This window comes from Rhizobium sp. NRK18 (assembly GCF_024385575.1).
Taxonomy (GTDB): domain Bacteria; phylum Pseudomonadota; class Alphaproteobacteria; order Rhizobiales; family Rhizobiaceae; genus JANFMV01.
In genome coordinates, this window is the sequence record NZ_JANFMV010000001.1 from 2,120,726 (window position 1) to 2,140,934 (window position 20,209).

Sequence of the window (20,209 nt, forward strand, 5' to 3'; positions counted from 1 at the left end):
TTTGGCGTCCCGGACTTGCAAAGGGACAGGCCGATGCCTTACTGCAGGCCAAAAGCCTGTTCAAAACCGGGCTTCAAATTGGCACCCCGGAACGCTTTCCGATATAAACCGGATAGTGATTCTGATAATGAGAACGTGAACCGTTTTGACCGAACATAGCACACCTGGCGGCGGGTCTATCCCGCCCGGCATCGAGCCGATTTCCATCATGGAGGAAATGCAGCGGTCCTATCTCGATTACGCCATGAGCGTCATCGTGAGCCGCGCGCTTCCCGACGTCCGCGACGGACTGAAGCCAGTGCACCGGCGCATCCTCTACGGCATGTCCGAACTCGGCGTCGACTGGAACAAGAAATACGTCAAATGCGCCCGCGTGACCGGTGACGTGATGGGTAAGTACCATCCGCACGGCAATGCCGCGATCTACGACGCGCTAGCGCGCATGGCGCAGGACTGGTCCTTGCGGCTGCCGCTGATCGACGGCCAGGGCAATTTCGGCTCAATCGACGGCGACCCGCCGGCGGCAGAACGCTACACCGAGTGCCGCCTGCAGAAGGCCGCCCATTCGCTGCTTGACGATCTCGACAAGGAAACTGTCGACTTCCGCGAAAACTATGACGGCACGCTGTCGGAGCCGGTCGTCGTCCCGGCGAAGTTCCCGAACCTCCTGGTCAACGGCGCCGGCGGCATTGCCGTCGGCATGGCGACCAATATTCCGCCGCACAATCTAGGCGAAGTCATCGACGGCTGCATCGCGCTCATCGACAATCCGGCGATCGAACTGCCGGAACTTATGGAAATCATTCCCGGACCGGACTTCCCGACGGGCGCGCTGATCCTCGGCCGCGCCGGCATCCGTTCCGCCTACGAGACGGGCCGCGGCTCCGTCATCATGCGCGGCCGGGCGACCATCGAACCGATGCGCGGCGACCGCGAGCAGATCATCATCACCGAGGTTCCCTATCAGGTGAACAAGGCGACGATGATCGAGAAGATTGCCGAGTTGGTGCGCGAGAAGCGTATCGAAGGCATTTCCGACCTGCGCGACGAATCCGACCGCCAGGGCTACCGCGTGGTCGTCGAGCTGAAGCGCGACGCCAATGCCGACGTGATCCTGAACCAGCTTTACCGCTACACGCCGCTGCAAACTTCGTTTGGCTGCAACATGGTGGCGCTGAACGGTGGCAAGCCGGAACAGCTGACGCTGATCGACATGCTGAAGGCCTTCGTCTCGTTCCGCGAGGAAGTCGTCAGCCGCCGAACCAAGTTCTTGCTGCGCAAGGTGCGCGACCGCGCCCACGTCCTGGTCGGTCTGGCGATCGCCGTCGCCAATATCGACGAAATCATCCGTCTGATCCGCTATGCGCCGGACCCGCAGACGGCACGCGAACAGTTGATGGAACGCCGCTGGCCGGCCGCCGACGTCGAGGCGCTGATCCGCCTGATCGACGATCCGCGTCACCGCATCAACGACGATATGACCTACAATCTGTCGGAAGAGCAGGCACGCGCCATCCTCGAGCTGCGCCTTGCCCGCCTGACGGCGCTTGGCCGCGACGAAATCGGTGATGAGCTCAACACCATCGGTGCGGAGATCAAGGACTACCTCGAAATCCTGGCGTCGCGGGTCCGCATCCAGACCATCGTCAAGGACGAGCTGACGGCGGTGCGCGACGAATTCGGCACGCCGCGCCGCACCGAGATCACCTTCGGTGGTCCGGACATGGACGACGAGGACTTGATCGCCCGCGAAGACATGGTCGTAACCGTGTCGCATCTCGGCTACATCAAGCGCGTGCCGCTGACGACCTACCGCGCCCAGCGGCGCGGCGGCAAGGGCCGCTCCGGCATGGCGACGCGCGACGAGGATTTCGTCACGCGCCTGTTCGTCGCCAACACGCATACGCCTGTGCTGTTCTTCTCCTCGCGCGGCATCGTCTACAAGGAAAAGGTCTGGCGCCTGCCGATCGGCACGCCGACCTCGCGCGGCAAGGCGCTGATCAACATGCTGCCGCTGGAACCCGGCGAGCGCATCACCACGATCATGCCGCTGCCAGAGGACGAGAGCAGCTGGGACAACCTCTTCGTCATGTTTGCCACGACCCGTGGTACCGTTCGCCGCAACAAGCTGTCGGACTTCGTTCAGGTCAACCGGAACGGCAAGATCGCCATGAAGCTGGAGGAGGAAGGCGATGAAATCCTTTCCGTCGAGACCTGCAGCGTACCGGATGTGTTTGGCCCGGAACGCAATCTTGGCGACGACGTGCTGCTGACAACCGCGCTGGGACAATGCATTCGCTTCCCCGTTACTGACGTCAGAGTGTTCAGCGGGCGCAACTCCATCGGAGTGCGCGGAATCTCGCTTGCCGAGGATGATCGGATCATCTCCATGACGATCATTCGTCATACGGATGGCGAACCTTGGGAGCGTGCTGCCTATCTGAAGCGCTCTGCCCAGGAGCGTCGCGCCATAACGGGCGATGCCGAAGAGATTGCCTTGGTCGGCGAGGAAGTGGCCGAAGAAGGGCAACTGAGCGACAGCCGCTACAAGGAACTTCAGGATGATGAACAGTTTGTCCTGACGATTTCCGATCGCGGCTTCGGCAAGCGGTCATCGTCTCACGAGTTCCGGATTTCCGGCCGTGGCGGCAAGGGTATCCGCGCCACCGACACGTCGAAGACCGGCGAGATCGGCGAACTGGTCGCCGCTTTCCCGGTCGAGGACAAGGATCAGATCATGCTGGTGTCCAACCGCGGCCAGCTGATCCGCGTGCCGGTCGACGGCATCCGCATCGCCAGCCGCGCCACCAAGGGCGTGACGATCTTCTCCACCGCCAAGGACGAGAAGGTCGTATCGGTCGAACGCATCAGCGAGCCGGAAGGCGAGGATGTCGAGGATATCCTGGAAGCGGGCGATACGGTCGTTGCATCGGAAGGCGAAACGCCGCCGGATGCGGCACCCTCGGAGGAATAAGCAATCAGGCCGGGCTTAAACGCCCGGCCTTTTTGATGGTCGGTGCCGCTGCGGCGACCGGACAACAAAAAAAGACCGGATGCCAGGGAAGCATCCGGTCTTTTTCTTGGGAGGTCATTTCACTTCAATGCGGCACGGTCGCGAAGGCGTCAGATGAAATACTGGCGATCGTTGCCACGCTGCTTCATTTCCTTGGCTTCATGCTGGAGCTCGCTTACCGTGAACGCGATGGAGGTCACGAACATCGTGGCGATCAGAGTGCTCAAAAGAATCAAAGCAATAAACATCGGGGCGTCCTTCCTAAGCTGGTCCGGCAACCGCCGGCGCGATCAGGTCAGTGAATGTAGCGGTGCGTGTTGACGGCAAAGACACGATCACCGGCGTCGGCGGTCCGGATGTTGCCATCGTGACCGATAAACATCGCGGCGAGCATGGCTGCGATAAAGCCTGTCCAGACCACATTGATGATCATAATCTTGTCGGTCATGGCCAATTCCTTCCTGTTTACATTTGTCTAATGCGCAGCAATCGGCTTTGTTCCAACCCTTGGCTGCTGCATACCCTTAAAACACACTCAATCTGAAGACGCCTTGAATGCCCCGTTCATCTGGCGTTCATATTGCGCTGTGTTTTTTTAATCTGTGTGGCGAAGCTATGTCGGACGTGATTTAGCCTTTTTTAAGAGGGCTTGCGGCTCTCCCGCTTCCATGACAAAAGACGGCAAAACAGAAACCCGGACGCCCATGAAAACAGCGTTTTATCCAGGCTCATTCGACCCGATGACGAACGGTCATCTTGACGTGCTCGTTCAGGCGCTGAACGTGGCCGAAAAGGTGATCGTGGCGATCGGCGTCCATCCTGGCAAGACGCCGCTTTTCTCCTTCGATGAACGGGGAGAGCTGATCGTCCGTTCGCTTACGGAAGTCATGCCGGATGCCGGGGGCAGGGTGTCGGTCGTTTCCTTCGACAATCTGGTGGTCGATGCGGCCCGCGGGCATGGCGCGAGCCTCCTGATCCGCGGTTTGCGCGACGGCACCGATCTCGACTATGAAATGCAGATGGCCGGCATGAACAATCAGATGGCGCCGGACATCCAGACGGTGTTTCTGCCGGCTGGTACGGCATCCCGGCCGATAACCGCCACATTGGTGCGGCAGATCGCGGGTATGGGAGGAGATGTGAGCGCATTCGTGCCGAAGGTCGTCCTGGACGCCCTCCTGGAAAAACGCAATGCCGCTCGCGGATAAGGGTCTCAAGGAGAAAACATGAAACTCGTAAAACTGGCCTTTGCAGGCGCACTGTTTCTCGCAGCCTCGATCGGCTCCGCCTTCGCCGCCGACGACGATTATCTGACGATCCAGTTGAAGGATGGCCCGGTCGTCATCCAGCTCCTGCCGGACGTCGCGCCCAAGCATGTCAAGCAGATCGAGACGCTGGCCAAGGAAGGCAAGTACGACAACGTCGCCTTCCACCGCGTGATCGAAGGCTTCATGGCGCAGACCGGCGACGTCGAGTTCGGCAACATGGACCACGATTTCGACGCTGCTCGCGTCGGCACGGGCGGTTCCAAGCTGCCGGATCTGCCGGCCGAATTCTCCGACATCAGCTTCGAGCGTGGCGTCGTCGGCATGGCGCGTGCGCAGGATCCCAATTCCGCCAATTCCCAGTTCTTCATCATGTTCGCCGACGGTCCCTTCCTCAACGGTCAGTACACCGTTGTCGGCAAGGTCGTCTCCGGCATGGAATTCGTCGACAAGATCAAGCGTGGCGACGGCGCTAACGGGGAAGTCACCGATCCCGACCGCATGATCAAGGTGACCGTCGGAAAGCCCCAGTAAAAAACCAAGCGGTACAGTCAAGGAGACATAGCATGGCCGAGATCAAGGATCCGGAAAACACGATCATCATGGAAACCACCAAGGGCAAGGTCGTGATCTCGCTCCTGCCGGACGTGGCACCCGGCCATGTGGCCCGCATCAAGGAACTGTCGCGCGAAGGCGCCTATGACGGCGTGGTGTTCCACCGCGTGATCGAGGACTTCATGGCGCAGACCGGCGACGTGCAGTACGGCAAGCAGGGCGGCCCGAGCTTCAACCCCGCCCGTGCCGGCATGGGCGGCTCCTCCAAGCCGGACCTGAAGGCCGAGTTCTCGGCCGTTTCGCACATCCGCGGCACCTGCTCGATGGCCCGTTCGCAGAACCCGAACTCTGCCAACTCGCAGTTCTTCATCTGCTTCACCGACGCCCCCTGGCTCAACAAGCAGTACTCTGTCTGGGGCCAGGTCATCGAAGGCATGGATATTATCGACCAGATCAAGCGCGGCGAGCCGGTGCGCGATCCCGACTCCATCGTCTCGATGAAGGTCGCTGCCGACGCCTGATGAACTGACGGCTCTTTACCACCCGCTCCGGCCGTTTGCGTGCCGGGGCGGGTTCTCCTTTTCTTGGACGACCGCATACTCATGAAAGTTGACCTATTCGATTTCGACCTGCCGGAGGAGCGCATTGCGCTGAGGCCTGCGAACCCGCGCGACAGCGCCCGCATGCTGATCGTCCGGCCAGGCGAGACGCTGGAAGACCGCAATGTCTTCGACCTGCCCACCTTCCTGAGACCCGGCGACGCGCTGGTCTTCAACGACACGAAGGTCATTCCCGCCCAGCTCGAAGGTGTGAGGCTGAGGGAAGGGGCGGAGCGGACGCCGGTTTCGATCACGCTGCACATGCGCACCGCCGGTCATCAGTGGAAGGCATTCGCGCGGCCCGGCAAGCGCATCAAGGCCGGCGACCGGATCGAGTTCGGACATGGCGGCGATGTCTGCCTGCTCGGCACGCTTCTGGCAACCGTGGCCGAGAAGGGCGACGCCGGCGAGATCACGCTCGATTTCGATCTCTCCGGCCCGGCTCTGGACGAGGCGATTGCCACCGTCGGTCACATTCCGCTGCCGCCTTACATCGCGGCCAAGCGCGGCGAGGACGATAAGGACCGAACCGATTACCAGACCATCTATGCCCGTGAAGACGGAGCCGTCGCAGCACCGACCGCCGGCCTGCACTTTACCCCAGAGCTTTTCCGGCGTCTGGACGAACAGGGAATCGAACGCCATTTCGTCACGCTGCATGTCGGCGCCGGCACATTCCTGCCGGTCAAGGCCGACGACACCGACGATCACAAGATGCATCTCGAGACCGGTTATGTCTCCGAAGAGACCGCGGCGGCGCTGAATGCGGTGCGGGCGCGGGGAGGGCGGATCGTTTCCGTCGGCACGACGTCTCTGCGCCTTCTCGAAAGCGCTGCCGACAAGTCCGGTGTCATCCAGCCATGGTCCGGCGCCACCGGCATCTTCATCACCCCCGGCTACCGTTTTCGCGCCGTCGACGTGCTGATGACCAATTTTCACCTGCCGAAGTCGACGCTGTTCATGCTCGTTTCGGCCTTCAGCGGACTGGAGACGATGCGCGCGGCCTACGAGCACGCGATTGCCACCGGCTACCGCTTCTATTCCTATGGCGATTCCAGCCTGCTGTTTCGGAAAGACTGACCGACCATGACCGAAAATTTCCAGTTCACGCTCAAGGGCAAGAGCGGCGGCGCGCGCCTTGGCGAAGTGTCCATGCCGCGTGGCACGATCCGCACGCCCGCCTTCATGCCGGTCGGCACGGTCGGCTCGGTCAAGGCGATGTATCTCGACCAGGTGCGTGACACCGGCGCCGACATCATTCTCGGCAACACCTATCACCTGATGCTCAGGCCCGGCGCGGAACGCGTCGCCCGGCTCGGCGGTCTGCACGACCTGATCCGCTGGCCGCATCCGATCCTGACCGACAGCGGCGGGTTCCAGGTCATGTCGCTGTCGGCGCTTAGAAAGATCGACGAGCAGGGCGTGACCTTCAAGAGCCATGTCGACGGCAGCCTGCACCACATGTCGCCGGAGCGTTCGATCGAAATCCAGGGCCTGCTCGACAGCGACATCCAGATGCAGCTCGACGAATGCGTGGCGCTGCCGGCCGAGCGCAAGGAAATCGAGCGGGCGATGGAAATGTCGCTCAGATGGGCGGAGCGCTGCAAGGTGCAGTTCGGCAACCAGCCGGGCAAGGCCATGTTCGGCATCGTGCAGGGCGGCGACATTCCGGACCTGCGCGTGCGGTCAGCCCGGGCGCTGAAGGATCTCGATCTCAAGGGCTATGCCGTCGGTGGCCTCGCCGTCGGCGAGCCTCAGCATGTCATGCTGGAGATGCTGGAAACGACGCTGCCGGAACTCCCGACCGAAAAACCGCGCTACCTGATGGGCGTCGGCACGCCTGACGACATCCTGAAATCCGTCGCCCGCGGCATCGACATGTTCGACTGCGTGATGCCGACCCGCTCCGGCCGTCACGGCCTGGCGTTCACCCGTCGCGGCAAGGTCAACCTTCGCAACGCTCGCCATGCCGAGGATATGCGGCCGCTGGACGAGCAATCGAACTGCCCGGCGTCCCGCGATTATTCACGCGCCTATCTCCACCACCTGCTGCGCGCCAATGAAGCGCTCGGCGGCATGCTGCTCTCGTGGCACAATCTCGCCTATTACCAGGAGTTGATGCAGGGCATCCGCAAGGCGATCGCCGAAGACCGCTTCGCCGACTTCATGGGCGAAACGACGGAGATGTGGGCGAGGGGCGACATCGATCCTCTGTGAGAGGTCAGATGCCCTTGCTGGCCGTGTCGACGTCCATCTGCACGCCGTTGATCTTGTAACTGCCGTCCTCGCCGCGCGTCATCTGGTAAATGGCGCGCCAGCTCTTGCCGTCGCTACCTGTGATCAGCAGTTCCTGGAAGAGCATGTTGCCGTCGGGTGCGACCGCCGAACGGCCGAAGGCGTAGTTGCCGGGGCGGATGACCGGGGCGTAGCCGCGCTTGACCATCTCGAAGAAGGTATCCTTGTCGGGAAAGCGCTGCCTGATCGCCGGCGATGCGAATGCGTAGGCGGCTGCCGCGTCGTCCTCAAGGAAGGCGTCGATCTGTTGCTGGATGACCTTCTGCGCCTCTGCGGCCGGATCCGCGGCCATGACCGCGACCGGTGTCATGAGCGACATGAAACCGGCTGCAACAAGCGCGATGAGCATACGCATCGTCATCTCCTCCTCCAACTCATGGAAGAGTATACGCCTGATTTTCGGTAATGGATCGTGGAAAGTCAGTTGTCGCCCGGCACGGCCTGCCGGATCGCCTGGATCAGTTCCTTCAATCCGCGATGAAGCGGCTTGTCGCGGCGCACTACGATCGCCAGCCGGCGGGCAAGCGGCGGGGTCAGGGCCCGGATGGAAAAGCGGCTGCGGTCGCGCTCATTCTTCACCGCCATGCCCGGCAGCACGGCAGCGCCAAGGCCGGCGGCCACCAGTTCCTTCGTTGCCTCGACGCTGCCGAGCGACATCACCCGCTTGATCGACGCACCGCCGCCGGCGAGCCATTCGTTGGTGATGAAGCGCGTATTGCCGCCGGATTCGAACAGGATCACCGGCATGTCTGTCAGCCGCGCCGGCGTGATATCGCCGTCAACGGCATCCCCAGGCCGCGCGATCAGCACGAACTCATCCTCCATGACCGGCATGATCTCCAGCGAACGGCCGGCGACGGGGAGGGTGACGAAGCCGATATCGATCACGTTTTCCTCGACCGCGCGAACGACATCCGCCGTGTTGCCTGTCATCACGGAAATGTCGATCAGCGGAAACTTGGCCCTCAGGCTGCCGAGAAGCGGCGGAAAGAAGAAGGCGCAGGCGGTCGCGCCGGTTCCCAGCCGCACCCGGCCACCGACACCGCCCTTGAAGGCGTCCATCGCGTCTATGGCGGCCGTCACGTCCGCTTCTATACGCACCGCATGCGAGAGGAGAAGCTCGCCGGCCGCGGTGGGCCGTGCGCGCCGGCCGACCCGTTCGATCAACTGGACGCCAAGCGAACGCTCCAACTGCCGAACCTGCTGGCTGACTGCGGGCTGGGTGAGGTTGCGCCGTTCGGCGGCCTCGGAGAAGCTGCCAAGGGAAACCACCAAGGACAGGGTATCGAGATAATCGAGATTGAGCCGTTTCAAACCAAAATTTTTCTTATCCAATGTATGATTTCGACAATATTCAATTATGTCAGCAATTTTTGCAAGATGGTGTCACGAACTTGCCAGCATAGAGAATTGCAGTGACAGAGAATTCCGAGACGATATCCGCATCAGCACCCACTTGGATCGTCCGCGACGCGGAAGATGCCGACATGCCGGCGATCCAGGCGATCTACGCCCACCATGTCCTCCATGGGCTTGCGAGTTTCGAAGAGACGCCGCCATCCGTGGAAGAGCTGCGGACGCGCCGCGCCGGCGTCTTGAAGGCGGGACTACCCTACATCGTCGCGGCGAGGGGCGCTGACGTCATCGGCTATGCCTATGCCACCATGTATCGGCCGAGGCCGGCCTATCGCTACACGATCGAGGATTCGGTCTATGTGGCGGAGGGCGAGGGCGGGCAGGGCATCGGCGCCCTGCTCCTTGCCGAACTTATCGCCCGCTGCGAGAAGGGGCCCTGGCGGCAGATGTTCGCCGTCATCGGCAACGGCCACTCGAACGTCGGCTCGGAAGCGCTGCACAGGAAGCTCGGCTTCGAGAAGGTCGGGCTGCTGACCTCGGTCGGCTTCAAGCACGGGCGCTGGGTCGACACACTGCTGATGATGCGGCCGCTGGGGCCGGGCGATCGGGAGCCACCGGCGGATAACCGATGATGTCGCGCCTGCAGGTCTTCTGCCTCGGCCTGACGCAACTCGTCTCATGGGGCATTTCCTACTACCTGATCGGCACCTTCGCCGGAACGATCGGGACCGAGCGCGGCTGGAGCATGGATGCGATCTATGGCGGCTTTGCCGCAGCGCTCATTGTCATGGGCCTGACCTCGGCGCTGACCGGGCGGCTGATCGACAGGTTCGGCGGGCGCTGGATCATGAGCACTGGCGCATTCCTGATCGCCGCCGGCTGCACGGGGATTGCCGTCAGCCATTCGCTTGTCGGCTATTATGCTTCCTGGCTGGTGCTCGGCCTTGCCATGCGGCTCTCGCTCTACGACGCCGCGTTCGCGGCGCTGGTCAAGCTGGCGGGCCCCGCAGCGCGCCAGCCGATCGCGCAGATCACGCTGCTTGGGGGCCTCGCATCCACCGTCTTCTGGCCGATCGGTCACTATCTCACAGACTTCTTCGGCCTGACGGCGGCGCTTCTCTGTTATGCCGCTTTCGCGCTCTGCACCATTCCTCTGTACCTCGTGGCGCTTCGACCGCCACAAGGGCCTCAGGCGGCCACGGTCGAGGCGGCCAGGGCAGGGATACCGGAACCCAACCGCGGCACGGGCAGACCCCAAAGCCTGGCGCCCGCCATTCTCTACGCGATCATCGTTGCCGCGACCAACAGTCTGTCGGCCGGCCTGACGTCGCATCTGATCGGCATCCTCGGAGGTCTCGGCATGGCGAGCGTCTCGGCGGTATGGATCGCGTCGCTGCCGGGGATCGCCCAATCGACGGCACGCTTTACCAATCTCGTCATCGGTCGCAGCCTCAATCCGCTGACGCTCAACCTGATCGCTGCCAGCGTCATGCCGGTCGCTTTCCTGTTCAGCTTCTTCAGCGGCCGGTCCATGGTCTTGGCCGCGGTCTTCGTCGGTCTGTTCGGCGCGGCGAACGGTCTGATGACGATTACGCGCGGATCCTTGCCGCTGGTGCTGTTCGACAATCGCCACTACGGCAGTCTCGTCGGCAAGCTGATCACGCCGAGCTTCTTCCTGTCGGCGGCTTCACCGCTCGTCTTCGCGGTCGTCATCGAACGCGCAGGGAACATGGCGGCGCTCGTCCTGTCCCTGGCGCTCGGCGTCGTGATATTTACCGCTTCGATCGCTCTGAAGTTGATCGGTAGGTCGACAACGTGATCACTTCGGATCATTGCGGAGTGCCGTGCTGCCGATGTAACAAGGAAGCCGTTTTCAGCAGGAATATATGATTTTGAAAATCTTCAACTCGAACTGGATTAAGATCGCGCTCGGAGTGGTCGGGTTCGTGGTGTTCGGCTCATTCGGCTTTCTGTTTGCCGCTGCATATGCCGCATCACGGCAACAGTGTCCGTATGGCAATGATTGCGATGACGCCTGGCAAGCCGCCATCGCGGCGGGCTTCTTTGCGATCGCTGGTCTGACGCTCGCATACCCGCTGTTCAAAACGATATGGCGGAAGATAAGGGAGGATTGAGGGTCGGAGGGCGGCTTAGGATCAGACCATCCAAATATCGCATAAGATAGATTATGGAACTAATTCGGATATGAAGGATGCGCCTGTCAGCGCTCAGCGGCGCAATAATCCAAAGGCTGCATGATGCCTGATGATTGGGTTCCTGACGTTTCGAGACGCCTTCCAGCACGCTGCTTCAAGATCCGCACGCCTCCGGCTCGATTAGCCAGCACCGCTTCCTCTCATTCCGATATATTCGTTTTCAATCAATGCGTTCTGAATGTTTATAAATTTCGCGTCTGAAATTCTTGAAGTTTCGCATGCTGCAGTTTCAAAACATCAGACAACGCATTGTTATAAAACAATTCGTCCGTTCAAGATGCGCTTCAAGCGTCGCTCTCGAATGTCAGCATGTCATGGGCCGGCTCGACGTTATCCGGCGTGCCGGACATGACCGTGTCGTAGTCCAGCGGCACATGCATGTGGGTCAGGATCGCGCGCCTGGGCTTCAGACTTTCGATCCAGCCGAGTGCCTGGTCGACCGACAGATGGCTTGGGTGTTCACGGTATTGCAGCGCGTCGATGATCAGCACGTCGAGACCCTGAAGCTTGGCCACGCTTTCCTCCGTGAAATGCGAAACGTCGCTGCAATACGCCACGTCGCCGATGCGGAAGCCGAGCGAATGGATGTCGCCGTGGCGCTGCAGGATCGGCATGACGCTGATCTTTCCGCCTTCGCCGGAAATCGTCACCGGCATGTCCGGCGTCTCGATCAGGTGCGGCTTGACGATCGGCGGATACTGGCTTTCCGGGGGCGTGACCATGCAGTAGCCGAAACCGTCGCGGATGCGCTCCATGGTGAAGGCATCAGCCCAGATCGGTATGCGGTGGCCGCGGACGAAGAAGAAGCCGCGCAGGTCGTCGATGCCGTGCAGATGATCGGCATGGGCGTGGGTGTAGAGAACCGCATCGATCGCCTCGACCTTTGCGGCAATCATCTGTTCGCGGAAGTCCGGGCCCGTGTCGATGACGACCGTCGTCTTGCCGCCATCCGGCGCGATCTGCTCCACAAGAAATGCGGCGCGTGTGCGCCGGTTCTTCGGGTTTTCCGGATTGCAGGCGCCCCAGTCGCCGTTTATGCGCGGCACGCCCGGCGACGACGAGCAGCCCAGGATGGTGAAGCGCCGCCGGTAGCTCATCAGGCCGAAAGCCTCATCATCTTGCCGAAGATCCGGAACGCGTTCTCCGTCGTCCGCTCGGCTATCTCCGCGTAGCTGACGCCCTTCACCTCGGCCAGCACCTCGGCTGTATTGACAACGTAGGACGGCTCGTTGCGCTTGCCGCGCCAGCGCTTCGGCGCCAGATACGGCGCGTCCGTCTCGACCAGAAGTCGCTCCATCGGCACGGTCGCGGCGATCTCGCGCAGCTCCGTCGATTTCGGGAAGGTCAGGATGCCGGAGAAGGAAACGTAACCGCCGAGTTCAACACCGGTCTTCGCGAGTTCGGCTCCGGAGGAAAAGCAGTGCAGGATGAAGGGGAAGGCCCCCTTCCCTGTTTCCTCGGTTAGGATCGCCGCCATGTCGTCATCGGCGCTGCGGCTGTGGATGACCAGCGGCAACTGGGTGATCCGCGCCGCTTCGATGTGGCGGCGCAGGCCGGTCTTCTGGTCCTCGGGCTTCTGCGTGTCGTAGAAATAGTCCAGGCCGGCTTCGCCGATGGCGACGACACGCGGATGGGCTGCGAGCTTGACCAGATCATCGGCCTGGATGTCGAGTTCTTCGTCGGCGTTATTGGGGTGCGTGCCGACCGAGCAGAACACCGACGGATAGCGCTCGGAAATTGCCAGCAGCGTCTCGAGCTTGCGCACACGGGTCGAGATCGTCACCATCTGCTTCACGCCTGCCTGGTGGGCGCGCTTGACGATCTCGTCGCGCTCCTCCTCGAAATCGGCGAAATCCAGATGGCAGTGGGTATCGATCAGCATGCGTTCAGTGTCCTGGTCTGTTTCTGGTCTCAGCTCTGGGGTCTCAGCTCTCGGGTGCTACATAGCGCGGGAAAACCGGTTTGGGAGCCTCCAGCGGCGTACCGGCCTTCAGGCGGCCGGCTTCGCCGAGATGCGCGAACGTCCGCTCGTCGGCGGAGGCCGCAACGAGGTCGAGCAGCTTTCCGGCCGATTCCGGCATGAAGGGCTGCAGCAGGATGGCGATGTTGCGCACCACTTCCGCGGTCACGTAGAGCACCGTGCCCATGCGCGCAGGATCGGTCTTCTTCAGCGCCCAGGGCTCCTGGCCGGCGAAATAGCGGTCGGCCTGCGAGACGACGGCAATGATGGCCGCCAGCGCCTTGTGCAGCTGCTGCCGGCCCATCTCCTCGCGGGTGACGGCAAGGAGCGCGTCGGCGGCTTCTAGCATCGCCTTGTCTTCGTCTGTGAAGGCGCCCGGCGCCGGCACCTGACCGTCGCAATTCTTGACGATCATGGAGAGCGAACGGCTCGCCAGATTGCCGATGCCGTTGGCGAGGTCGGAATTGATGCGGGTGCCGATCGCCTCTTCGCTATAGGAACCGTCCTGTCCGAAGGAGACTTCGCGCATCAGGAAGTAGCGCACCTGGTCGAGGCCGAAATGCTCAACGAGCTCGACCGGGCCGACGACGTTGCCGAGCGACTTCGACATCTTCTCGCCCTTGTTGAGCAGGAAGCCGTGAGCGAAGACGCGCTTGGGCAGCGGCACGCCGGCCGACATCAGGAACGCCGGCCAGTAGACGGCGTGGAAGCGGATGATGTCCTTGCCGATGATGTGAATGTCGGCGGGCCAGTATTTCGCCCGCTCGCCCTGCGGATCGGTCAGATAGCCGGTTGCGGTCAGGTAATTGGTCAGAGCGTCGACCCAGACATACATGACGTGTTCCGGATCGCCCGGGACCTTGATCCCCCAGTCGAAGGTGGTGCGCGAGACGGACAGGTCCTTCAGCCCTGACTTGACGAAGGACACGACTTCGTTGCGGCGCTCGACCGGCGCGATGAAGTCGGGATTGTCTTCATAGTGCTGCAGCAGCTTGTCCTGGTATTCGGACAGCTTGAAGAAGTAGCTCGCCTCCTCGACCCATTCGACCGGCGTGCCTTGCGGTCCGTAGCGCACACCATCGCGGACTTCCGTTTCGCCTTCCTGGTAGTAGGCCTCGTCGCGCACCGAATACCAGCCGGCATAGGAATCCCGGTAGATGTCGCCATTGGCCTCCATCCGCCGCCAGATTTCCTGGCAGGTTTCGTGGTGGCGGGCTTCGGTGGTGCGAATGAAATCGTCATTCGAGGCATTGAGAAGCTTCGCCATGGAACGGAACTCCGAGGAATTGCGCTCGGCCAGTTCCTCGACCGGAATGCCTTCGTTGCGCGCCGTCTGCTGCATCTTCTGGCCGTGCTCGTCGGTGCCGGTCAGGAAGAACACGTCCTTGCCGTCGAGCCGCTGAAACCGCGCCAGCGCGTCCGTCGCCATCAGCTCGTAGGCGTGACCGATATGCGGCTTGCCGTTCGGATAGGAGATGGCGGTGGTGATGTAGAATTTGGACGTGTCAGTCATGGCGGGTCTTGTTCGCTTCCAGAAATTCAGCCGGACCGGCTTATGGATGTCCCGGACGGTGCGCGTGCCGGAATTGTGTCTAGCGCTGCTCTTAACGCATGTCTTTCGGGAACGGAACACCCTTGTTTGGAAGGGCGCCTGCGCATTTGATCCGCCGAGATCTATTGCGTCGTCGCGTTTTGCCTGCCTCGCCGTCTATCGGTTCCGCCGGGCGGTCGCTATAGTCGGTGTCGTCGATTCCGGATCGACCTCGAATTTGCTGGCGGCTCCCACACTCAGGAGGGCCTGCAAATGCCGGTGAGCAGCGCCACAGGAACGAAGGGCCGCATTCTGCCGCAGCCTTCATCTGGGAGAGGATCGGATGATCTCATCGTGGCTTGACGCACTCGACTACTCCCTTTGCGGCGGCTTCATAGGCGTTCTCATCGGATTGACGGGCGTCGGCGGCGCATCGCTGATGACGCCGTTGCTGGTGCTGCTGTTCGGCGTGCATCCGGCCACGGCGGTGGGCACCGATCTTCTCTATGCGGCAATCACCAAATCGGCGGGCAGCATCGTGCACAGCCGCCATGGCAACATCAACTGGCGCATCGTCGGACTGCTGGCCGCAGGCAGCCTGCCTGCCTCGTTGCTGACCCTGTGGCTCGTGTCATCCGTCGACCGCAGCGACCTCGCCCTGATCGGCGGCATAACGGTGGCGCTCGGCGCCCTCCTGATCCTGACGGCGATCCTACTTCTGGCGCGCCCGTGGCTGAAAAGGCTTGTCGCACCTCGTCTTACGGCATTCGTCGGCGAAAGGCATGAAAAGCGCATCCTGGTGCTGACCTGGGTTTTGGGCCTGATCCTCGGGACGCTGGTGACGATCACCTCGGTCGGTGCGGGCGCCATCGGCGTCACCATCCTCCTTCTTCTGTATCCGAGGTTGCCGATACACGAGGTGGTGGGGTCCGACATCGCCCATGCCATACCGCTTACCTTTGTCGCCGGTCTTGGGTACTGGATGATCGGCGAAATCGACTGGATGATCCTGGGGGCGCTGCTGACGGGATCGATACCCGGAATCATTGCCGGCAGTCACCTCGCTCCGCGCCTTCCGGAGGTCTATGTCCGGACGCTGCTGGCCATCACGCTGCTGATCGTGGGAGGCAAGCTGATCCTCTGAGGCGGCGGCTTAGGCGGCCTTAATGGCAGCGTCCTCCGCATAGAGCCTGGCAAGCCGGCGCTTCTGCTCGATGTGCAATTTCGACACGATGTCCAACAGCTCGTCGGCCTCGTCGTGCGATCCGCGCAGATGGCGGAACCTGTCCATCAGTTCGGATGTCAGGTAATCGACTGCATTGTCGTAACCGCCTTCCAGCGCGCCGCGCCAGAGAAAGGCCGCCTCAACGAAAATCGGGCTGATGGCCCTAGAAATGCCGGCCGCCTCGAACAGTGCCCTCACCGCATGCATGCGGCCCGACGCCAGCACCGCGCGCGCGCGCCGGTCCTCACAGCCCGAAAGATTGATGATGGCCGCGGCAAAGAACTCCAGGCGTCCGGATACGAGCGCCTGCATGAGAAGCGCCGGCGTCAGACGTCCGGTCTTGCGCAGATGTTCGGCGAAGTCCCTCAGGTCGTCAGCCTCCAGACCGGCGGAAATCGCTAGCGTGGCAGCCGATCCCGCCTCCTTGACGACGCGGTCGGTCCGCGAACGGCCTATTGCGGCGCTGACGAAGCCGAATCCGGCAAGGGCTTCCCCGACATGCTGGACCAGCAGCTGACGGGCCTTGCTCGGCAGAGACGGGCGCTCCAGCAGCATGCTGCGCACCTCGCTGTCATCGCCGAACCGCTCCGCGATGCGCAGCAGCGAGAAGCCGGCAATGCTGGCGCTTTCATTTTCAAGAAGGGAAATGATTTCCGGCTGATCGCCGACTTCGGCGATTGCTGCGGATACGCCCCGCGACAGCCCTCGCCTCGTCGCGATCAGCGATCTCGTGATGCTGCTGCCGCGCCCGGCGAGTTCCACCAGATCGCCATCCGTCAGCACAGGCGAACGCAGGAGGATTTCCGAGGCGATCTCGTCCTGGTCGCCGGCAAGGCAGAGGATGACGGCATGCGGCGCCTCGGGATCGCCGGCCAGCGCATCGGCCAACGCCTTGCGAACCAGCGGCGACGGGTCGTCCAGCAGGTAGGTCATTGCAAGATCGGCGGCCTGGCGTTCACCCGGCGTCATGTCCGATTTCAGGTAGGCACGCCCCAGGGCATTGGCCGCTTTCGCACGGTCTCCGGCTTTCGCCGTTTCGGTCCAGCACAAAAAACGCTCTATGATCACTGGCATGCCCCGCTTCGAATCGTTGCAACCGACATCTATCCGGCTGCAGGTTTCACGGTAGGGGCAAAAAGTTTAAGATTGGTTCACCATATCGATTAACCATACGGGAGACGACCATCAGCGGCCTTCAACTCTGGGCAGGAGCCACCGTACGGGACATGGAGCGCGCGCCGGCCTCTTCCGGTGATGCGCCCGATGTGCTGGTGCTCGATATTGCCGTCGGTCAGCCTGTTCGCTCTGAACAGCTTAAAGCGCTACGGGCGAGCGGCACTAGGCTTTTCCTGAAGGTCGCATCGTCGGTCACCGGCCCGGACCTCGATCAGCTGATTGCAGCGTTGCTGCCTGACGGTCTCGTGCCTTCCGGTCTGGACGACCCGAAGGAGCTGCAAAAGCTCGACGCGCTGCTGTCGGTCGCCGAAGTCCGAAGCGGTCTTGCCGAAGGTCAGACGGGCATCGCGCTCCTTGTCGACAATGCCCGCATGCTCTCCAAACTGCAGGATGTCCCCGCCCAGTCGAAACGGATGACGGCGATCGGTTGGGACGGCGAGCGGCTGACGGAAAGCCTTCGCCTGCCGCGAGCATCCTCCGAACACCTCTCCGGCCCGGTCTTCTCGACCGTCCGGAGCCTGGTGCTGATTTCGGCACGGGCTGCAGGCGTCACGGCACTGGACTATGTGCCCCAGCGGCTGTCCCCCACCGATGCGATGATGCGGCTTGGCGCCCTCAGCGCCGATGACGGGTTCGACGGCCTGTTCTGCGGCACTCCGCCAATGGCGCTCACCGTCTGAGGGTTCAGCCTCCGAAATCAGGCGGCTGGAACTTTGGGACGGGCGAGCTGAAAGGCGTCGCTGCCTTCGCAATAGTCCATGTAACCCATGCGGGCGACCGGGCGGGCCAGCGACATGTCGATGTTACCGTCCTTCAGGATTTCGTCGCTGAGGTGGATGCCCATGACCTGCCCGAAGACGACCCAGGAATCGGCAAGTCCGCCGTCGACCGTCTTCGGTCTGTAGACATCGGTCATGCGGCACTCTAGCGCGGCGTAAGCTTCCCCAACGTAAGGTGCGTCGACAAGCTCGCCGTCGACCGGCGTCAGGCCCGTCAGCGAAAATTCGTCCACGTCGTAGGCGACGAGCGCTGACGACAGGTTCATCTGGTCGATCAGGTTGCGGCTGACGAGGTTGGCCGTAAACACACCCGTCTCTTCGATGTTGCGAACGCTGTCCTTGTGGCCGCTCGACGAGAACATCACCATCTTGGGACTGTCGGAGATCGCGTTGAAGAAGGAATAGGGGGCGAGATTGCGAATCCCTGCCCTGCCCTTCGTGCCGATCCAGCCGATCGGGCGGGGCGCGACAATCGCCTTGAACGGGTCGTGCGGCAGACCGTGCTGGTTGCTGTCGGTGGTGTAAAATCTCTTGCTCATCACTCGTCTCCCACCCAGGTCACAACGGTATCCAGGTCCGGACGCGGACGTTCCACCGCCGGAAAGTCCGTCGAACCGATGTGGATGAAGCCGGCCACCTTCTCCCCGGGCTTAACGCCCAGCAGCGGATACGCCGCCTCGTCGAAGGCGAACCATTCCGTCAGCCAGTTCGATACGTATCCATGGGCATTGGCCGCCATCAGCAGGTTGAGGCAAACCGCACCGGCCGACATCACCTGTTCCCATTCGGGGATTTTGAAATGCGGAGCGGCCGTACTGATGACGCCGATAACGACCGGAGCACGGGTAAACCGCGTCCGCTCGACCGCAATCATCTCGTCGGACAGGTCGGGCTTCTTCGCAAGCGCCATCTTCAAGAGTTCCTCGCCGATGCGGGCACGCTCGGCGCCGCGATAGACGACGAATCGCCACGGGGCGATCTTGCCGTGATCCGGCACCCGGACGGCAAGCTTGAGGATCGCCTCGATCTTCTCGCGGCTCGGGCCAGGCTCGCGCATCTGAAAGGCCGGAATGGAGCGGCGCACCGCCAGATAATCGATCAATTTCATGTCCATGCTCATCAATAGTCTCTTCCCGCCATCTGGTTTGCGGCCGTCAAATTAACTGGAATTCTCGCAAAGCCTTGAATTTGCCACCGGCTTGGTCTTCAAGTGGCCTTCGAATATCACGAAGTCAACCGGGCGCACCACATGTTTGGAACAAGCAGCATCTTACGGCTGGCCTTCGCCACAGGCATGGCCATCACGCTTGTGCAGCCCGCACTGTCCCAGGACGAATTCAAATCCTTCGAGAGCCCGCTAGGGACGGTACCCGGTCTCAATCCTCTGACCGGCGAAGCCGTCGGCATTTCGAAGCCTGCCCAGAGGGTCGGCGTCGATTTCGAGGCGAAGTTGACAGAAGACGGCGCTGCCGTTCAGGAAGGGCTGGAGTGGAACGTCTTCTCGCCCATTCCCGGCGAGGACGGCAAGCTGCCTCTGGCTGCGAGCTCGAAGGGCGGCTCCGCCCATTTCCGCCTGGCGCCCGGCGACTACTTCGTCAATGTCTCCTTCGGGCGCGCCACCGCGACCAAGAAGCTAACCGTCGTCTCCTCCGGTGAACAGCCAAAGCAGGTGCTGGTGTTGAATGCCGGTGGGCTGCTGCTCAATGCCGTTTCCGGTCAGGATGTCCGTATCCCTGCCAAGGACCTAAAGTTTTCCGTTTATTCGTCGGACGTTCTGGAGAGCGGCGAGCGCGGTCTGGTGGTGGCCAACATTCCGCCGAAGACCATTGTACGGCTGAATGCCGGCACCTATCAGGTGGTCTCGAATTACGGCTCGGTCAACGCAACGGTTCGCGCCGACATCCAGGTCGTCGCCGGCAAGCTCATCGAGGCGACGATGCAACAGCGGGCGGCAAAGGTCACCCTGAAGTTGGTTGCTGAAAAAGGCGGCGAGGCAATCGCCGACACGGCTTGGTCCGTACTTGCCAGTTCCGGCGACATGATCAAGGAAAGTGTTTCGGCCTTCCCGACCATGGTGCTGTCAGAAGGCGAATATACCGCGATCGCCCGTAACAAGGACAAGATCTACCAGCGCGACTTCGAGGTCGAGGCCGGCCGCAATTTCGACGTCGAGGTTCTGCTCGGTGAGGATCAAGCGGCCGCCTCGCAGGCGGCCGCCTCTGGTGAGGTTTCCGAGTAG

General features: G+C 62.0%; 22 protein-coding genes. 12 read left to right on the plus strand and 10 right to left on the minus strand.

The window, feature by feature from the left end:
* Positions 1-145 precede the first annotated feature (145 nt).
* Positions 146-2,974 carry a DNA gyrase subunit A gene (gene gyrA / locus NN662_RS09825; RefSeq protein WP_261930094.1) on the plus strand — a complete coding sequence of 943 codons (2,829 nt, stop codon included), beginning with the start codon at positions 146-148 and terminating at the stop codon, positions 2,972-2,974.
* A 149-nt stretch (positions 2,975-3,123) separates the two neighbouring features.
* Here the strand turns inward: gyrA and NN662_RS09830 are convergent, their stop codons facing one another.
* Both NN662_RS09830 and NN662_RS09835 read right to left on the minus strand, forming a co-directional pair.
* The gene (locus tag NN662_RS09830; RefSeq protein ID WP_261930095.1) at positions 3,124-3,261 is read right to left on the minus strand and encodes a hypothetical protein; all 138 of its coding nucleotides are present in this window, start codon (positions 3,259-3,261) and stop codon (positions 3,124-3,126) included.
* 47 nt (positions 3,262-3,308) lie between these two features.
* Positions 3,309-3,461, minus strand: coding sequence for a hypothetical protein (locus tag NN662_RS09835; RefSeq protein ID WP_261930096.1), 153 nt, complete (start codon positions 3,459-3,461; stop codon positions 3,309-3,311).
* Positions 3,462-3,717: 256 nt separating this feature from the next.
* On the opposite strand from NN662_RS09835, the gene coaD reads away from it, so the two are divergent.
* The 5 genes from coaD to tgt all read left to right on the plus strand — a co-directional run bounded on the left by coaD (position 3,718) and on the right by tgt (position 7,649).
* Positions 3,718-4,221: a pantetheine-phosphate adenylyltransferase gene (gene coaD / locus NN662_RS09840; RefSeq protein ID WP_261930097.1), complete on the plus strand. Its 504-nt coding sequence runs from the start codon at positions 3,718-3,720 to the stop codon at positions 4,219-4,221.
* 18 nt (positions 4,222-4,239) lie between these two features.
* Positions 4,240-4,812 carry a peptidylprolyl isomerase gene (locus NN662_RS09845; protein WP_261930098.1) on the plus strand — a complete coding sequence of 191 codons (573 nt, stop codon included), beginning with the start codon at positions 4,240-4,242 and terminating at the stop codon, positions 4,810-4,812.
* Positions 4,813-4,844: 32 nt separating this feature from the next.
* Positions 4,845-5,354, plus strand: coding sequence for a peptidylprolyl isomerase (locus NN662_RS09850; RefSeq protein ID WP_261930099.1), 510 nt, complete (start codon positions 4,845-4,847; stop codon positions 5,352-5,354).
* 81 nt (positions 5,355-5,435) lie between these two features.
* Complete coding sequence (gene queA, locus NN662_RS09855; RefSeq protein ID WP_261930100.1) at positions 5,436-6,512, plus strand: tRNA preQ1(34) S-adenosylmethionine ribosyltransferase-isomerase QueA; 1,077 nt, start codon at positions 5,436-5,438, stop codon at positions 6,510-6,512.
* Between the two features lie 6 nt (positions 6,513-6,518).
* Positions 6,519-7,649: a tRNA guanosine(34) transglycosylase Tgt gene (tgt, locus tag NN662_RS09860; protein WP_261930101.1), complete on the plus strand. Its 1,131-nt coding sequence runs from the start codon at positions 6,519-6,521 to the stop codon at positions 7,647-7,649.
* Between the two features lie 4 nt (positions 7,650-7,653).
* Here tgt and NN662_RS09865 read toward each other — a convergent pair whose 3' ends face one another.
* Entirely contained in the window at positions 7,654-8,082 is a 429-nt protein-coding gene (locus NN662_RS09865; protein ID WP_261930102.1) for a DUF4864 domain-containing protein, read from the minus strand.
* A 65-nt stretch (positions 8,083-8,147) separates the two neighbouring features.
* Positions 8,148-9,041, minus strand: a complete 894-nt coding sequence (locus NN662_RS09870; RefSeq protein WP_261930103.1) for a LysR family transcriptional regulator — start codon at positions 9,039-9,041, stop codon at positions 8,148-8,150.
* A 95-nt stretch (positions 9,042-9,136) separates the two neighbouring features.
* Here NN662_RS09870 and NN662_RS09875 point away from each other — a divergent pair, with 95 nt between their 5' ends.
* The 3 genes from NN662_RS09875 (at position 9,137) to NN662_RS09885 (ending at position 11,218) form a co-directional block, all read left to right on the plus strand.
* On the plus strand, positions 9,137-9,715 hold the full coding sequence (locus NN662_RS09875; RefSeq protein WP_410010975.1) for an N-acetyltransferase family protein: 579 nt from the start codon (positions 9,137-9,139) through the stop codon (positions 9,713-9,715).
* A complete protein-coding gene (locus NN662_RS09880; RefSeq protein ID WP_261930105.1) occupies positions 9,712-10,902 on the plus strand; it encodes an MFS transporter in 1,191 nt (396 codons plus the stop codon). Before NN662_RS09875 ends, NN662_RS09880 begins: the two co-directional genes overlap by 4 nt.
* Before the next feature lie 67 nt (positions 10,903-10,969).
* Positions 10,970-11,218, plus strand: coding sequence for a hypothetical protein (locus tag NN662_RS09885; RefSeq protein ID WP_261930106.1), 249 nt, complete (start codon positions 10,970-10,972; stop codon positions 11,216-11,218).
* Positions 11,219-11,583: 365 nt separating this feature from the next.
* Here NN662_RS09885 and NN662_RS09890 read toward each other — a convergent pair whose 3' ends face one another.
* The 3 genes from NN662_RS09890 to metG are packed head-to-tail and all read right to left on the minus strand — an operon-like array spanning position 11,584 to position 14,802.
* Positions 11,584-12,396, minus strand: coding sequence for an MBL fold metallo-hydrolase (locus NN662_RS09890; protein WP_261930107.1), 813 nt, complete (start codon positions 12,394-12,396; stop codon positions 11,584-11,586).
* Positions 12,396-13,181 (minus strand): TatD family hydrolase, encoded by a 786-nt coding sequence (locus tag NN662_RS09895; RefSeq protein ID WP_261930108.1) that lies wholly within the window; start codon positions 13,179-13,181, stop codon positions 12,396-12,398. Before NN662_RS09895 ends, NN662_RS09890 begins: the two co-directional genes overlap by 1 nt.
* Positions 13,182-13,224: 43 nt before the next feature.
* Positions 13,225-14,802: a methionine--tRNA ligase gene (gene metG, locus NN662_RS09900; RefSeq protein ID WP_261931924.1), complete on the minus strand. Its 1,578-nt coding sequence runs from the start codon at positions 14,800-14,802 to the stop codon at positions 13,225-13,227.
* Between the two features lie 331 nt (positions 14,803-15,133).
* Between metG and NN662_RS09905 the strand changes: the two genes are divergently transcribed.
* On the plus strand, positions 15,134-15,934 hold the full coding sequence (locus tag NN662_RS09905) for a sulfite exporter TauE/SafE family protein (RefSeq protein WP_261930109.1): 801 nt from the start codon (positions 15,134-15,136) through the stop codon (positions 15,932-15,934).
* Positions 15,935-15,943: 9 nt separating this feature from the next.
* Here NN662_RS09905 and NN662_RS09910 read toward each other — a convergent pair whose 3' ends face one another.
* Complete coding sequence (locus NN662_RS09910; RefSeq protein WP_261930110.1) at positions 15,944-17,089, minus strand: DUF2336 domain-containing protein; 1,146 nt, start codon at positions 17,087-17,089, stop codon at positions 15,944-15,946.
* A gap of 152 nt (positions 17,090-17,241) precedes the next feature.
* Here NN662_RS09910 and NN662_RS09915 point away from each other — a divergent pair, with 152 nt between their 5' ends.
* Positions 17,242-17,871: an aldolase/citrate lyase family protein gene (locus NN662_RS09915; RefSeq protein ID WP_261930111.1), complete on the plus strand. Its 630-nt coding sequence runs from the start codon at positions 17,242-17,244 to the stop codon at positions 17,869-17,871.
* A 17-nt stretch (positions 17,872-17,888) separates the two neighbouring features.
* Here the strand turns inward: NN662_RS09915 and NN662_RS09920 are convergent, their stop codons facing one another.
* Both NN662_RS09920 and NN662_RS09925 read right to left on the minus strand, forming a co-directional pair.
* Positions 17,889-18,509 carry a flavin reductase family protein gene (locus NN662_RS09920; protein WP_261930112.1) on the minus strand — a complete coding sequence of 207 codons (621 nt, stop codon included), beginning with the start codon at positions 18,507-18,509 and terminating at the stop codon, positions 17,889-17,891.
* Positions 18,509-19,090: a nitroreductase gene (locus NN662_RS09925; protein ID WP_261930113.1), complete on the minus strand. Its 582-nt coding sequence runs from the start codon at positions 19,088-19,090 to the stop codon at positions 18,509-18,511. Before NN662_RS09925 ends, NN662_RS09920 begins: the two co-directional genes overlap by 1 nt.
* Positions 19,091-19,219: 129 nt before the next feature.
* On the opposite strand from NN662_RS09925, the gene NN662_RS09930 reads away from it, so the two are divergent.
* A complete protein-coding gene (locus tag NN662_RS09930; RefSeq protein ID WP_261930114.1) occupies positions 19,220-20,209 on the plus strand; it encodes a DUF4981 domain-containing protein in 990 nt (329 codons plus the stop codon).

What these genes read in the sequence shown, in the direction of transcription:
- NN662_RS09845 (WP_261930098.1), top strand. Translation starts at nt 4,240, where the DNA reads ATGAAACTCGTAAAACTGGCCTTTGCAGGCGCACTGTTTCTCGCAGCC.
- coaD (WP_261930097.1), top strand. Translation starts at nt 3,718, where the DNA reads ATGAAAACAGCGTTTTATCCAGGCTCATTCGACCCGATGACGAACGGT.
- NN662_RS09925 (WP_261930113.1), bottom strand. Translation starts at nt 19,090, where the DNA reads ATGAGCATGGACATGAAATTGATCGATTATCTGGCGGTGCGCCGCTCC.
- queA (WP_261930100.1), top strand. Translation starts at nt 5,436, where the DNA reads ATGAAAGTTGACCTATTCGATTTCGACCTGCCGGAGGAGCGCATTGCG.
- NN662_RS09865 (WP_261930102.1), bottom strand. Translation starts at nt 8,082, where the DNA reads ATGCGTATGCTCATCGCGCTTGTTGCAGCCGGTTTCATGTCGCTCATG.
- NN662_RS09835 (WP_261930096.1), bottom strand. Translation starts at nt 3,461, where the DNA reads ATGACCGACAAGATTATGATCATCAATGTGGTCTGGACAGGCTTTATC.
- tgt (WP_261930101.1), top strand. Translation starts at nt 6,519, where the DNA reads ATGACCGAAAATTTCCAGTTCACGCTCAAGGGCAAGAGCGGCGGCGCG.
- NN662_RS09915 (WP_261930111.1), top strand. Translation starts at nt 17,242, where the DNA reads ATGGAGCGCGCGCCGGCCTCTTCCGGTGATGCGCCCGATGTGCTGGTG.
- NN662_RS09920 (WP_261930112.1), bottom strand. Translation starts at nt 18,509, where the DNA reads ATGAGCAAGAGATTTTACACCACCGACAGCAACCAGCACGGTCTGCCG.
- NN662_RS09830 (WP_261930095.1), bottom strand. Translation starts at nt 3,261, where the DNA reads ATGTTTATTGCTTTGATTCTTTTGAGCACTCTGATCGCCACGATGTTC.
- NN662_RS09850 (WP_261930099.1), top strand. Translation starts at nt 4,845, where the DNA reads ATGGCCGAGATCAAGGATCCGGAAAACACGATCATCATGGAAACCACC.
- NN662_RS09890 (WP_261930107.1), bottom strand. Translation starts at nt 12,396, where the DNA reads ATGAGCTACCGGCGGCGCTTCACCATCCTGGGCTGCTCGTCGTCGCCG.
- NN662_RS09885 (WP_261930106.1), top strand. Translation starts at nt 10,970, where the DNA reads ATGATTTTGAAAATCTTCAACTCGAACTGGATTAAGATCGCGCTCGGA.
- NN662_RS09910 (WP_261930110.1), bottom strand. Translation starts at nt 17,089, where the DNA reads ATGCCAGTGATCATAGAGCGTTTTTTGTGCTGGACCGAAACGGCGAAA.
- NN662_RS09905 (WP_261930109.1), top strand. Translation starts at nt 15,134, where the DNA reads ATGATCTCATCGTGGCTTGACGCACTCGACTACTCCCTTTGCGGCGGC.
- NN662_RS09895 (WP_261930108.1), bottom strand. Translation starts at nt 13,181, where the DNA reads ATGCTGATCGATACCCACTGCCATCTGGATTTCGCCGATTTCGAGGAG.
- NN662_RS09930 (WP_261930114.1), top strand. Translation starts at nt 19,220, where the DNA reads ATGTTTGGAACAAGCAGCATCTTACGGCTGGCCTTCGCCACAGGCATG.
- NN662_RS09880 (WP_261930105.1), top strand. Translation starts at nt 9,712, where the DNA reads ATGATGTCGCGCCTGCAGGTCTTCTGCCTCGGCCTGACGCAACTCGTC.